Annotated in this window: 13 protein-coding genes and 1 pseudogene; 10 read left to right on the plus strand and 4 right to left on the minus strand. The window is 43.7% G+C overall.

Features of this window, described 5'->3' with window-relative positions; all coding sequences use genetic code 11:
* Positions 1 to 40 precede the first annotated feature (40 nt).
* On the minus strand, positions 41 to 298 hold the full coding sequence (locus PSE7429_RS16355) for a hypothetical protein (protein WP_040689124.1): 258 nt from the start codon (positions 296 to 298) through the stop codon (positions 41 to 43).
* A gap of 399 nt (positions 299 to 697) precedes the next feature.
* Between PSE7429_RS16355 and moeB the strand changes: the two genes are divergently transcribed.
* Positions 698 to 1,870, plus strand: a complete 1,173-nt coding sequence (gene moeB / locus PSE7429_RS16360; protein WP_009628382.1) for a molybdopterin-synthase adenylyltransferase MoeB — start codon at positions 698 to 700, stop codon at positions 1,868 to 1,870.
* A gap of 373 nt (positions 1,871 to 2,243) precedes the next feature.
* Positions 2,244 to 3,416 carry an RNA-guided endonuclease InsQ/TnpB family protein gene (locus PSE7429_RS16365; RefSeq protein WP_009628384.1) on the plus strand — a complete coding sequence of 391 codons (1,173 nt, stop codon included), beginning with the start codon at positions 2,244 to 2,246 and terminating at the stop codon, positions 3,414 to 3,416.
* 124 nt (positions 3,417 to 3,540) lie between these two features.
* Here the strand turns inward: PSE7429_RS16365 and PSE7429_RS16370 are convergent, their stop codons facing one another.
* Positions 3,541 to 4,740: a class I SAM-dependent rRNA methyltransferase gene (locus PSE7429_RS16370; RefSeq protein WP_009628385.1), complete on the minus strand. Its 1,200-nt coding sequence runs from the start codon at positions 4,738 to 4,740 to the stop codon at positions 3,541 to 3,543.
* Positions 4,741 to 4,868: 128 nt separating this feature from the next.
* Between PSE7429_RS16370 and PSE7429_RS16375 the strand changes: the two genes are divergently transcribed.
* A complete protein-coding gene (locus tag PSE7429_RS16375) occupies positions 4,869 to 5,330 on the plus strand; it encodes a Fur family transcriptional regulator (protein ID WP_009628386.1) in 462 nt (153 codons plus the stop codon).
* A gap of 94 nt (positions 5,331 to 5,424) precedes the next feature.
* Here PSE7429_RS16375 and PSE7429_RS16380 read toward each other — a convergent pair whose 3' ends face one another.
* Positions 5,425 to 5,877, minus strand: coding sequence for an SRPBCC family protein (locus PSE7429_RS16380; RefSeq protein ID WP_009628387.1), 453 nt, complete (start codon positions 5,875 to 5,877; stop codon positions 5,425 to 5,427).
* 336 nt (positions 5,878 to 6,213) lie between these two features.
* Here PSE7429_RS16380 and PSE7429_RS16385 point away from each other — a divergent pair, with 336 nt between their 5' ends.
* The 5 genes from PSE7429_RS16385 to rpe all read left to right on the plus strand — a co-directional run bounded on the left by PSE7429_RS16385 (position 6,214) and on the right by rpe (position 11,067).
* Positions 6,214 to 7,239 (plus strand): rod shape-determining protein, encoded by a 1,026-nt coding sequence (locus tag PSE7429_RS16385; protein WP_009628388.1) that lies wholly within the window; start codon positions 6,214 to 6,216, stop codon positions 7,237 to 7,239.
* A gap of 12 nt (positions 7,240 to 7,251) precedes the next feature.
* Positions 7,252 to 7,998 (plus strand): rod shape-determining protein MreC, encoded by a 747-nt coding sequence (gene mreC, locus PSE7429_RS16390; protein WP_009628389.1) that lies wholly within the window; start codon positions 7,252 to 7,254, stop codon positions 7,996 to 7,998.
* 65 nt (positions 7,999 to 8,063) lie between these two features.
* Positions 8,064 to 8,612 (plus strand): rod shape-determining protein MreD, encoded by a 549-nt coding sequence (gene mreD / locus PSE7429_RS16395; protein ID WP_009628390.1) that lies wholly within the window; start codon positions 8,064 to 8,066, stop codon positions 8,610 to 8,612.
* 48 nt (positions 8,613 to 8,660) lie between these two features.
* A complete protein-coding gene (locus PSE7429_RS16400; protein WP_009628391.1) occupies positions 8,661 to 10,133 on the plus strand; it encodes an inorganic phosphate transporter in 1,473 nt (490 codons plus the stop codon).
* A 244-nt stretch (positions 10,134 to 10,377) separates the two neighbouring features.
* Entirely contained in the window at positions 10,378 to 11,067 is a 690-nt protein-coding gene (rpe, locus tag PSE7429_RS16405; RefSeq protein ID WP_009628392.1) for a ribulose-phosphate 3-epimerase, read from the plus strand.
* Positions 11,068 to 11,328: 261 nt separating this feature from the next.
* Here rpe and PSE7429_RS16410 read toward each other — a convergent pair whose 3' ends face one another.
* Positions 11,329 to 12,144, minus strand: coding sequence for a mechanosensitive ion channel family protein (locus tag PSE7429_RS16410; protein WP_009628393.1), 816 nt, complete (start codon positions 12,142 to 12,144; stop codon positions 11,329 to 11,331).
* Positions 12,145 to 12,535: 391 nt separating this feature from the next.
* Here PSE7429_RS16410 and PSE7429_RS16415 point away from each other — a divergent pair, with 391 nt between their 5' ends.
* Complete coding sequence (locus PSE7429_RS16415) at positions 12,536 to 12,928, plus strand: hypothetical protein (protein WP_009628394.1); 393 nt, start codon at positions 12,536 to 12,538, stop codon at positions 12,926 to 12,928.
* 272 nt (positions 12,929 to 13,200) lie between these two features.
* Positions 13,201 to 13,416, plus strand: a pseudogene (locus PSE7429_RS16420) (large conductance mechanosensitive channel protein MscL); the annotation flags it as partial.
* Positions 13,417 to 13,500 lie beyond the last annotated feature (84 nt).

The following is a 13,500-nucleotide window of genomic DNA, read 5'->3' on the forward strand; positions in this document are numbered from 1 at the left end:
CCCTTTCTCAAAGCCCGTTTCAAATTATCCCGAACTCACGTTAAGTCATGATCGGGACAGCGTCACGATCGCGTTTTCTGGGCAAGAACCTGACCGAAACCCGCTTTAAATCAAATTTATGTTCCAGCTCATGTACGTAGTCAACAGCTTCACCGTTATGCTCGCGATTATCCAGAATTTCGAGTAAGCTCATAATTTCCGAATCTAAACCGGGTTTACCGATAAATAAATGCATTAGGGTTTCGCAATTATCATCATCAGGGTAGATGGGAATGTAATAGATGTAAGGGGTTTCCATAAGCTCCATAGTACTGCGTAGATTCAGTCACATTTGAAATTTTGGCAATCTAAACTTTTGTAAACATATTGCATCGTAAGTTAGATGCGAATAACCAGAACCTATACCCTACGATAAGCGCGAGGCATAGGCTTTTCAGTTTTGCAGAGCTACTTACTATTTAGATTGTAGTTAGAGCGGTTAGCTTAACTGCAACAAACATACAACATTGCAATAAAGCGTAAACTAGGAAACTACAATAGAAATACTAAAACACGCTAATTCAGCAAAGGCAATCGCGATCGCAACCTTAAATTATTGAGTTAGCAGGCTCGATTCGTGAGTTGAGCCGACCTAACAGGTAGTTTTTAACCGTCAAGAGCGATCGCTAAACGCAAGCAACGTGCGATTTACTTAATCATGCTCAATCCAGACCCAAATACAATTCAACTCACCCAAGATGACTACGAGCGCTACTCGCGTCACCTAATCTTGCCTGAAGTTGGGGTAGAAGGACAAAAGCGACTCAAGGCTGCTAGCGTACTGTGCATCGGTACGGGTGGATTGGGTGCGCCCTTGTTGTTATACCTCGCGGCGGCAGGTGTCGGACGTATTGGCATCGTAGACTTTGACGTAGTAGATACCTCAAACCTCCAGCGTCAAATCATTCATGGCACTAGTACTGTCGGTAAACCAAAGATCGAATCTGCAAAGGCGCGGATCTTAGAAATCAACCCCTATTGCCAGATCGATCTCTACAACACACACCTATCTTCGGCTAACGCTCTGGAGATCATGGCTCCCTACGACATCATTGTCGATGGTACGGATAATTTCCCCACGCGCTATCTAGTTAATGATGCTTGTGTATTGCTCAACAAGCCTAACGTCTACGGCTCAATTTTCCGCTTTGAAGGGCAGGCTACGGTTTTCAACTATGAAGGTGGTCCTAACTACCGCGATCTCTACCCAGAGCCACCACCACCAGGGTTAGTTCCCTCCTGTGCTGAAGGTGGCGTTTTAGGAATCCTCCCTGGGATTATTGGGGTCATCCAAGCGACGGAAACTGTCAAAATCATTCTCGGACAGGGAAATACTTTGAGTGGACGTTTGTTGCTTTACGATGCCTTGAAGATGACTTTCCGCGAACTAAAGCTGCGTCCCAATCCAGTGCGTCCCGTCATCGAGAAATTGATTGATTATCAGATGTTCTGTGGCATTCCTCAACAAAAAGAAAACGAAATGGAAGCACAAAAGGCGATCGCCGAAATTAACGTCAATGAACTTAAGGAGATTATTGATGCGGGTGCATCGGATTACCTAATCATCGATGTGCGCAATCCCAATGAGTGGGAAATCGGCAGAATTCCTAACACCGTATTAATACCTTTACCAGAAATCGAAAATGGTAATGGGGTGGACAAGGTCAAGTCTTTGTTAGACGGTAAGAAGCTCATTGCTCATTGCAAAATGGGTGGGCGATCAATGAAGGCTTTGGGTATTTTGAAGCAAGCTGGCATTGATGGGATCAATGTACAGGGTGGTATTAACGCATGGAGCGAGCAAATCGATCCTGCAATTCCTAAATACTAATCACTTCCCTAATTTCCGACAGTAAAGTCTTGAAAAAAAGAGAGGTCGCTTTGCGACCTCTCTTTTTTATACCAAATTAAAAATCTGTGGCGCACGCTGCGCGTGCGCCACAGATTTTTGGGTTTTATATTTCATTGTGATTGGCTACTTAGGTTTAGTTTTTAATGCACAAAAGTGTGACAACACTTTTGTGCATTGGTATTAGCTGTAGCTGTGTGAATTTGCCAAAATCCCAGAAAATAAGTTGCGGTGCTTCGCACCGCAACTTATTTTCTGGGATTTGTTATCGGAAAACTGGGTTAAAAACCCCGTGCTTCTAGCACGGCTTTATATTAAATTAGATACCTTACACAGTAAATTCTATAATGTAAGCATGACGCAAAAAGCTTTCAAGTACCGATTCTATCCAACTCCTGAGCAAGAAACCTTGCTTAGAAGAACGATGGGTTGCGCTCGATTAGTCTATAACCGTGCCTTAGCCGCAAGGACAGAAGCATGGTATGAACGCCAAGAGCGAGTTGGATACTCTGAAACCTCAACAATGCTAACCAGTTGGAAGAAGCAAGAGGACTTGCAATTTCTTAATGAAGTTAGCAGTGTGCCATTACAGCAAGGGCTAAGACATTTACAATCCGCGTTTACTAATTTCTTCGCAGGACGGGCAAAATATCCCAACTTCAAGAAAAAACATCACGGCGGAAGCGCTGAATTTACCAAGGCTGCTTTCAAGTGGAAAGATGGCAAAGTATTTTTAGCAAAATGTTCTCAACCTTTAGACATCCGTTGGAGTCGTCAACTCCCCGAAGGAGCAGAGCCATCAACAATTACGGTGAAGCTCTCGCCTTCTGGACGGTGGACTGTATCTTTGCTAGTTGATGTCGTAATCGAAACATTACCTGAATCTCCTAATCAAATTGGCTTGGATTTGGGCATTACTAGCCTGATGGCTTTGAGTAATGGCGAGAAGATTCCCAATCCCAAAACATTCAAAGCTAAGCGTCGTAAATTGCGTAAAGCTCAAAAAGCGCTTAGCCGTAAAAAGAAAGTCTCTAATAACCGCCACAAAGCTAGGTTGAAGGTCGCTAAAGTTCATGCAGAGATTAGCGATGCTCGTCATGATTTTCTTCACAAGTTGACAACTCGACTAGTTCGTGAAAACCAAGTGATTGCCGTCGAAGATTTGTCTGTGAAGAATATGGTCAAAAATAGGAAACTCGCTCTCTCGATTAGTGATGCTAGTTGGGGTGAAATTGTTAGGCAACTGGAATATAAGTGCAACTGGTATGGTCGCACTTTTGTCAAAATTGATCGTTGGTTTCCTAGCTCTAAAAGGTGTGGACATTGCGGTTATGTTGTGGATAAGTTGCCTTTAAATGTCAGAGAGTGGGATTGTCCTAAGTGCAGTACACATCACGATAGAGATGTAAATGCGGCAAAAAATATTCTTGCCGCAGGGCTTGCGGTGAATGTCTGTGGAGCGACTGTAAGCCCTGAGGAGAGTAAATCTCGGAAGGCTGGTGCTATGAAACAGAAACCTAAGTCGTGAGTCTTAGGAATCCCTGTCACTTCAGTGCGGGGTGGATGTCAAGAGAGGCTTCGCATACAAAACCAAAAATTAGCGTTGCGGCGCGAAGCGCCGCAACGCTAATTTTTTACTGGGAAGGGAATAGCTACTGAACGCTTAAAACTAAACCCTTAAGATAAGCTCCTTCAGGATGAAAAATACTCGTCGGATGATCGGCAGGATGGGTCAGATGATGCAAAACGCGAATGGTGCGACCAGACTCGATCGCAGCAGCCGTAACTGCTCCCGTAAAATTCTCTACGTTCACCACCTGCGAACAGGAAAAAGTAAATAACAAACCACCACTTTTTAGATTAGAGAGAGCCTGCGCATTCAAGCGTTTGTAGGCTTGCATCGCCGAATGCCGCGCCGATAGACTTTTGGCAAAAGCAGGCGGATCGAGCACGATCGCTTCATAATCGCGATCGCATTGCTTTAGAAAGTTAAACACATCCCCAGTAAAAGAAGTATGTCTGGACTGACGCTCGGTATCGAAATTGGCAGCAATATTGCGATCCGTCCATTCCATAGCTTTGACAGAACTATCGATCGAATGCACTTCTCGCGCCCCTGAGGCAACGGCATATACCGAGAATCCACCTGAATAACAAAAGGTATTTAAGACCTTTTTCCCCGTCGCATACTTGCCAAATAACCGTCGGTTTTCCCTTTGATCTAAGAAAAATCCTGTTTTCTGTCCCCTCTCCCAATCCACAATAAAGCGATGTCCGTATTCTAAGACTTCAGCATTATCAAGGGACTTTTCACCAATTAATAAACCATCCTGCGATTGCGCCTGCGATTTGCGCGAAAGTGTCGCCGCACTTTTGTCATAAACCGCTTTCAAGCGATCGCCATAGATCTCCATCAATATTTCGGCAATATCCTGACGATAGCGATATGTTCCCAACGAATGGCACTGTAAAACGGCCGTATCGCCGTAAATATCAATAATTAATCCAGCCAGACTATCCCCTTCAGAACTCACCAATCGATAACAATTAGTTTCTAAGTTATCAATTAAACCCAATTGTTGCCTGAGGGCAAATGCTTGCTTTAAGTTCTCTTTTAACAATTGCCGCATCGATTCGATGGGTTGAAACGATAGCACTTTGATCGCAATGCTCCCCATCCCCCACAGACCAATCGCTAAAAATTGACCATCCTCGCTGTAGGCTTCTACCAAGTCACCATCATGGACTTCTCCCGACATTTTGGCGATCGCCCCCGAAAAAATCCAAGGATGAAAACGCTGTACCGCATCAACTTTTTTACGATGAATAATCGCGCGCGGCAACGTTAACATGATTAATAACTATGAAGTGACATAGGTGAGGTGGCATCGGTTGCTAAACATAACACAAAAAGTCGAACAACGCTGAGACCATTTGCACTATATGCTATTCTCAAGAAGCTATCGTTATTGATAATGCTATGACTTCTGCGGAGACCACCTATTCACCTGAATCCCTAAAGGCTGAACTCAACTCAAAAGGTTGTCGTATGACACCCCAGCGTGAGGTGATTTTGAGCACATTTCAGACTCTCCCTGAAGGAGAGCATCTCAGTGCTGAAGATCTCTACGAACGTCTCAAAATACAAGGTGAAAATATTAGTCTTTCAACAATTTATCGTACGGTCAAGATGATGGCGCGGATGGGGATTTTGCGAGAATTGGAACTCACCGAGGATCACAAACATTACGAAATCAATCAACCAAAACCTCATCACCATCATCATCTAGTCTGCGTAAAAACTAATCGCGTCATTGAATTTAAAAACGATCAAATCCTCACGATTAGTAAAAAAGTTGCCGATAAATATGGATTTTCTGTTCTAGACTGCCAGCTTACTATCATTGGGGTTAGCCCTGAAGGTCAACGCTCAATATTCTAGTTAAGAATGGTCTGAGCTTTGCTCAGACCATTCTTAACTAGAATCCTTAAAAGCCTGTGGTATAAGTCACAGGCTTTTAGGCTTTGAAAATTAATTATGAAGATTTTGAATTAGTAAAGTCTTCTTGAGCATAAATCTTGAATCTATCTAAATCTGCTTGCAAAGTAGATTCGACCACTTGTCCCAAAAACAAATTATCCATCAGTTGCCCGATCGCGGGAATCGCATAGGCAATACTCAGCTTCACAATGGTTAGATTATTGGGACGACCATAAAACCTCACAGCACCTCGATTGGGCAAACCACCAATTGACTCCCATTGAATTATTTGATTGGGAATTTGTTTCAAAATTCGAGACTTCCAAGTAAAGGTCAAACCATTTGTACCAAGCTTCCAAGCCGAAACCTCAGGATCGTCCGTAACAATCACAGAATCAATCCACTTCATCCAACGGGGCATAGCCTGTAAGTCTGACCACAACGACCAAGCGTATTCCACGGGAATAGCGACTTCGGTTTGGACGGTATGTTCTAGCCAATCACTCATTGGATAATCGTTAGTTATTACAAAGTTTTACTGAATATTCATCATAATATAGCGTTTCCCTGACTGGTGTTTGCCCCGCAAAGAGTGCGCCACAGCTTTGGGGATTTTATATCTACTCCTTTCCCGCCAAAGAAATAGACATCAAAAACCAATAATTAGCGTTTAATTAGCGTTGCGGCGCTTCGCGCCGCAACGTCTAGCTCTTCACTGGGTAGGGAGTAATCATATTTAGCCGCTTAATTTTTTCAGAATGGTTAAGAAGACTAGACTAAGTGACAACAATCGTAATAAAATGTTAAATTAATATAGCTAGTTTGACCACTGGAAGAGTTGACTGTGGGTTTATTACGCCATTTCACGAAAGACATAGGCATTGACCTCGGTACCGCCAACACACTTATTTATGTGTCTGGGGAAGGTATTGTTTTACAAGAGCCCTCCGTTGTCGCGATCGATCAACGAGATAAGACTGCCTACGCAGTTGGAAACGAAGCCAATAAGATGATCGGTCGCACACCAGGTGACATCATTGCAGTGCGTCCCCTTAAGGATGGTGTAATTGCGGATTTTGACTTTGCTGAGTTAATGCTGCGTTCGTTCATTCAGAAAGTTAAAAAAGGCGTTTTTAATCCTCGTATTGCGATCGGTATACCAAGTGGGGTAACGGGGGTAGAATGGCGTGCTGTAATGGATGCGGCTCGTCGTGCTGGTGCTAGTGAAGTCTACCCGATCGATGAGCCAATCGCAGCAGCGATCGGTGCAGGACTTCCTGTAACCGAAGCAACTGGCAATATGATCATCGATATTGGTGGTGGTACGACTGAAGTCGCAGTTATGAGTTTGCAAGGCATCGTTTTGAGCGAGTCAGTGCGGGTTGCTGGCGACGAACTCAGCGAAGCCATCATGAAGTATATGAAGACCGTGCATAACCTTGTTGTTGGGGAGCGGACTTCTGAAGAAATTAAAATCAAAATTGGTTCAGCTTATCCGATCAAAGAAGAAACTTCGATGGAGGTCAGAGGGCTACACCTATTATCTGGTCTACCTCGTACCGTGACCGTCAAGTCTTCGGAAATCCGCGAAAGTATGAGCGAACCGCTCTCGGTAATCATCGAAGCGGTAAAACGCACCCTCGAGCGCACTCCTCCTGAATTAGCTGCCGATATCATCGATCGCGGTATTATGCTGGCAGGTGGTGGCGCAATGCTGAATGGAATTGACACTTTGATCAGCCACGAGACAGGGATTGTTACACATATTGCTCCCGCACCTTTAGATTGTGTGGTGATTGGTGCTGGTCGGGTACTTGAAGATTACAAAAATCTCGGTCGTGTACTTACTAGTCGCTTGAAAAGTTTATAGGTAAAATTTTTCATGGAGTCAATCCGTAGTTGGTGGCAACGCTATAGTTTTCAAACTGCTGTTGTTACCGTTGGCATAGGTGTGGCATGGTTTATCCGCCAAACACAAGGGGTGGCAATCATGGAAACCTACCAGTTTCTCAGTCGTCCCTTTCAAGCAACGGTATCTAGGCAAGAACTCTTACAAGATGCGCAGGTTCGCGAACTGCGCTATCGCTTAACTGAGCTAGAGTCCCAAAACCAACGGATGAAAGAAATCCTAAAGGTCAAGGTCAGTCCTACGGATACTGGTATTTGGGCTACAGTCATCGGTCGTGGTGCAGATTCATGGTGGAATCAAGTTTTAATCGGTAAAGGCAGCAATGATGGCATCAGACCTAATTCTGTAGTTGTCGCTCCTGGCGGATTGGTTGGGCGGGTAACCCATGTTTCTCCCAATAGCAGCCAAATTCTCTTAGTCAGCGATCCTAATAGCCAAGTTGGGGTTGTGGTCAGCCGTAGTCGCTTTAGTGGAATGCTCAAGGGACAGAGCCAAAATACAGCTATTTTGGAGTTTTTTGAGCGCGATCCTGATGTTAAGGTTGGCGATATTGTCACTACTTCGCAGTTCACGACATTATTTCCTGAAAGTATTCCCGTCGGTCGGATTAAATCGATCAATCTAGATAAACAACCCTCTCCCGAAGCGATCGTCGAATTTTCTACTCCGTTAGGATTACTGGACTACGTTAAAGTCTACCCATTTCAAGAAAAAATATAAACTCACAAATATAGGCGGCGAAAAGTACCGCCTATATTTGTTTTAGCTTGCCTAAATCCTTACCCATGCTCGATCGCAAAACCTCTATATCCAAGAAGTTTTTAAACGGGATTGTCACCATTGGTTCTTTGCTGGCATGTATTCTCGCCATGTATACCAGAATACCTGGCATGACCCTGATGGGAATTGCGCCCAATTGGTTGCTAATTTGGCTAGTTGCATGGAGTGTTAACCGTCCCGTGTTTTTAACGGTGATGACGGGTATAGCCTTAGGTATGGTTCAGGATGGGATGACAACGGTTACTGATCTAAATATTTCCCCAACCCATACCTTGGGACTAGCGATCGCAGGGGGACTAACATCACTGTTACAAAAGCAGCGCTATATCCAAGAGGATTTTATTTCGATCGCTTTAATCGTGTTTGGGATGGCAGTGATCGTCGAAACAATGCACGCCGTCCAACTGACCTTTATGGGGGCGGGGATCGATAATGTCTGGTCTTTGCAACAGAGAATTGCCCTTAGTTCGGCAATTTTGAGCAGTTTATGGTCTCCAGCGATTTATTTTCCGCTTAGTCGCTGGTGGCGCTCTCTAGGCAGAAAAGATGATTAATGGCAAAATCTAGCCCCCTGTGGCGCTGAAGTTGGATTGATATTTTTTATGGAATATTTATTCTTAGGTTTAGCAATCGCTTTGGTTCTTGGCTTTGAGTTTGTGAATGGATTTCATGACACCGCCAATGCCGTCGCGACCGTGATTTATACCAATACTCTCAAACCAGTTTATGCCGTCGTCTGGTCGGGACTTTGGAATTTATTAGGAGTACTAACCTCTAGCGGAACCGTTGCCTTTGCGATCGTTTCCCTCTTGCCTGCGGACTTAATGGTTAACGATTCTTCTGATTCCAGTTTAATCATGGTTTTAGCCCTATTGATTTCGGCAATTATTTGGAATTTGGGAACTTGGTATTTAGGACTGCCCGTATCAAGCACCCATAGCTTGATCGGAGCCATTACAGGGATCGCGATCGCCCATTCATTGCTATCCCTAGAACGAAATTGGTGGAATGGCATCAATGCAAGCAAAATGCAGGAAGTGTTGGTTTCGTTACTAGTTTCGCCATTGTTAGGATTTTGTGGGGCAGTAATTCTATTTCTAATCAGTAAAGCGCTCTTTCAACGGGAAGAGCTATATAGCCCACCCAGCGAGAAGGAGCCACCCCTATGGATTAGAGCTATTCTCGTCTTGACCTGCACGGGGGTTAGCTTTGCCCATGGCTCTAATGATGGTCAGAAGGGAGTCGGCTTAATGATGCTGATCTTAATCGTCTTTTTGCCGAATCTCTTCGCTTTAAACCTCGATACAAGTCCACAAGCGATCGCCAGATTAGTCGCGACATCTAACTCAGTTATCCCCATCTTCGAGTCACAAATTAGGGGGACTTCGCTCATAGAGGCATCCTCGGACGAATTGATTGCTAATAGTCGAGCCGAACTTACAAAATTTTTACAGCCCGAAGGACAACTAAATGAAAATATCTGGCGATCGCTCATATCCGAAAGTCAGAGCGTTAATGAGTATTTGAGCCAAAGTGATAATTTGCGAGACATTGCCATCGGCGATCGCCGCCAAGTTAGAAACGATCTTTATCTAATGTCAATGGCGATCGGTAAAATTGGCAAATTAGAAACACCAGCAAAATTGGCAAATCTCCAAAATCAAGATGTAATCATTGACTTTAAAAATCAGTTAGATCGCATTCTCAAGTTTATTCCCTACTGGGTAAAGGTCGCGATCGCGATCGCTCTCGGACTAGGCACGATGATCGGCTGGCAAAGAGTTGTCGTCACCGTAGGCGAAAAAATTGGTACAGAACACCTTAACTATGCCCAAGGCGCAACTTCCGAAATGGTCACTATGACGGCGATCGCCACGGCTAATTACTTTGGATTACCCGTTAGTACAACCCACATTCTTTCTTCAGGAATCGCAGGAACGATGGTAGCAAATCGGGCGGGTTTGCAGATAGATACGGTCAAAAAATTGTTACTAGCTTGGATATTAACTTTGCCAAGTTGTATTTTTCTGGGATTTATTACCTATGCGATCGGATTATTTGTAATTCACCACTAAGTAACTAGGCGCAATTAAATATAGAAGCCAAAGCCCTGTAGCGCACGCGCAGCAAGCGCTACAGGGCTTTGGCTTTCAATTATGCTCAGCTACTTAATCACAATAGCCTTGAAAAGCGCGACAATTATGTTTTTTACGTTCAAAGCTGCTAAATTTAATTAATAATTAAGATAAGACTGTAGTTAAAATTACCTTTATCTGCTGTTTTTTAGACACTTGTTAAGCTAAGCCCCCCGTAAATCATATGCCTAAAAAGTCCACAGTTATTTCCCCCTCGATCCTGTCTGCTGACTTTAGCCGTTTAGGTGACGACATTCGTGCAGTTGATGCGGCGGGTGCAGACTGGATTCACGTTGATGTGATGGATGGTCGCTTTGTCCCCAATATTACGATTGGACCATTGGTTGTTTCGGCAATCCGCCCCGTCACCACTAAGATTCTTGATGTGCATTTGATGATCGCTGAGCCCGAAAGATATGTAGCTGACTTCGCTAAAGCTGGTGCTGATATCATCACCGTCCACGCTGAACACACCGCTTGCCCTCACCTGCACCGCAATCTTTCGCAAATTAAAGAACTCGGTAAACTCGCTGGTGTATCACTCAACCCTTCAACCCCTTTGAGCTTCATTGAGTATGTGCTCGATCTCTGCGACTTGGTATTGATCATGAGCGTTAATCCTGGCTTTGGCGGTCAGAGCTTTATTCCTAACGTAATTCCTAAGATCGCGAAGTTGCGTCAAATGTGTGACGATCGCGGACTCGATCCTTGGATTGAAGTAGATGGCGGTCTGAAGGCAAATAACACTTGGCAAGTTCTAGAAGCTGGTGCTAACGCAATTGTGGCGGGCTCCGCAGTATTCAATGCTCCAGACTATGCTAAGGCAATTAATGACATTCGCAATAGCAAACGACCTGAATTAGTAACTGCATAAAAGAAGAAAAGAAGAAACCCTCGCAATGCGAGGGTTTCTTCTTTTATGAGAAATGTTATAGCAACTCAAAAAACATGGGTATCACTTGGTATTACAGAGAGAATGGCGATCGCTTTTGGATCGCCATTCTCTCTGTGATTCTTCGACTGTGCGTACTTACTCACTTCCCTTCGGGCTAAAGAAATAGACCTGCAAAACCAAGAATGAGACGTTGCGGCGCTTTGCGCCGCAACGTCTCATTCTTCACTGGGAAAGGAGTAGCTAGGATTGGCGAATTTGAAAATGTTGCTGAGGAATGGGGAAGCCTGACTCGCTAAAGCTTTCACGAATAACTCGATTGGTATCAAAATAAACTTGCCAATAGTGAGTGTTATTGCAGAAAGGACGAACAGCTAGGACGGGACCGAGGGCTGTGAACTCAAGAATTTCCAGTTGAGGAGCAGGGTTACTAATTACATTGGGAATATTACTAATCCTTTCCCTAAGAACGCGGATTGCCTCACCATGATTAACGGAATGATCGAGCTGGGCATGGATATCAACGCGACGATAGGCATTAGTGGAAAAGTTTTGAATATTGTCAGAGAAAAGTTTGTTGTTACCAACAAAAGTACGGACATTATCGGGGGTGTCAATGGTTGTCACAAACAGACCTATTTCCACTACAGTGCCCGTAATCCCCCCTGCTGAGATAAAATCACCAACTTGGAATGGGCGTAAAACAATCAAAAAAGCACCTGCGGCAAAGTTAGCTAGTAAACCGCTCCATGCCGCACCGATCGCTACCCCAGCCGCCGCTAGAAGTGCGGCAAAAGATGTAGTCTCAACGCCAAAGTAACCAAGAATAGCGACAACTAAAATAATATTTAGTAAAACTGTGAGACTGGAAACCAGATAACCGATCAGAGTGGGATCGATGCGCTGATTTTTAAGGGTATGGGATGTAATACCCGTTGAAATATCGATAAGTTTGCGACCAATAAACCAAAGAACGATCGCCGCAATCACCTTAAATGCTGCACCCGTGAGCAGGTTTAAATTAGTTGACAGAACGTTTTGAATTGTTGCTGTATCCATTACAGTTATTTTTCCTTCAAATAGACAAATAGATCAATAAACAATATGGCTCGCCAAAGCATTGCTAAGCTGCCGTCAACTGTATCAGGACATAAAACCCAAAATAGTGTTGCCGCACTCCGCGCAGCAACACTATTTTGGGTTTTAATTTTGTCCTAACAAGACTGGCAGCAGCTATATAAGTCATAAATTTTGACTTATGCTAATGGCAATTATATGGAACCGATGAGTTTATTAACAGTCCTTGGATTGCAATGAATTTTTTATGAGTCTATTTTTTATGAGTCTATTTTTCATGAGTCTATTTTTCATGAGTCAATTTTTTATGAGTCTATTTTTCATGAGTCTATGTGGATAGCTCCAAAATTTTAAAGGAAGCATAGGTCAAGTTATGAGTCGTTATTCTCAACGCGATCGCCGAATCGAAACTCCAGAGAATATTTCGCGAGATGCCCCTAAAGAGCGCATTGAAATGTTTTTGTGTTTAATGCCCGTATTTGGTTTAATTCCTGCCACGATCGCTTTGATAAAACAGCGTAGTAGCCGTAAAGTGCGCGATGTCAGTCAAGTGGCAATCGCCATGATGCTGACTTGGGCGATCGCCTATGGTGCGATGGGAGGGATACCTACGGAGGGTGAGTCCGTACAAGTTACCACCGAGTTAATCAAGGCAACCATAAGTTCGGGCTATTTTCTATTCTGTATGTATCTGATGTATCGGCTATACCGACATCAACCGATTTCCTTGCCTTCGCTAAAAACAAAGGATAAAAACAGAGGATGAACGAGCAGAATCGCGATCGCGTTTGCATGATCGCGATCGCGATTTGTAAATCCCAAGTTATGGCTGTGGCGCAATTAAATATAAAACCCTAAAACCTATAGCGCAGGATGCTCGTGCGCTATAGGTTTTAGTTCTGTTTTTTAATTATGCTCAGCTACTTATTATCCGCAAAACAATCTATAGTAACTCTCAACGAATTGTGACAGCGATCAATCCCGCAATTATTCCATAAAGGTAAAAAAGCTAAAAACACAGCTTAAGGAGAATTATTCATGGCTTTACATAGTGGCAAACGGGCAGCAGGAGGTTTTATCAAAGACTTCCAAACATTTATCATGAAAGGTAATGTGATTGATTTGGCTGTTGCCGTGGTCATTGGCGGTGCATTCGGCAAAATCGTCACTTCTTTAATCGAAGATATCATTACACCCTTGCTGCTCAATCCAGCTCTAAAAGCAGCTAATGTTGAAGACCTCGCAAAATTGGCGTTGCACAAATGAAAGATGAATCAAGCAAAGGTAGTAAATGATTTGTACTTAAGATAGTGAATTAACAAACGAATTGAATACCTC

The sequence above is a fragment of the Pseudanabaena biceps PCC 7429 genome, assembly GCF_000332215.1.
Lineage (GTDB): Bacteria > Cyanobacteriota > Cyanobacteriia > Pseudanabaenales > Pseudanabaenaceae > Pseudanabaena > Pseudanabaena biceps.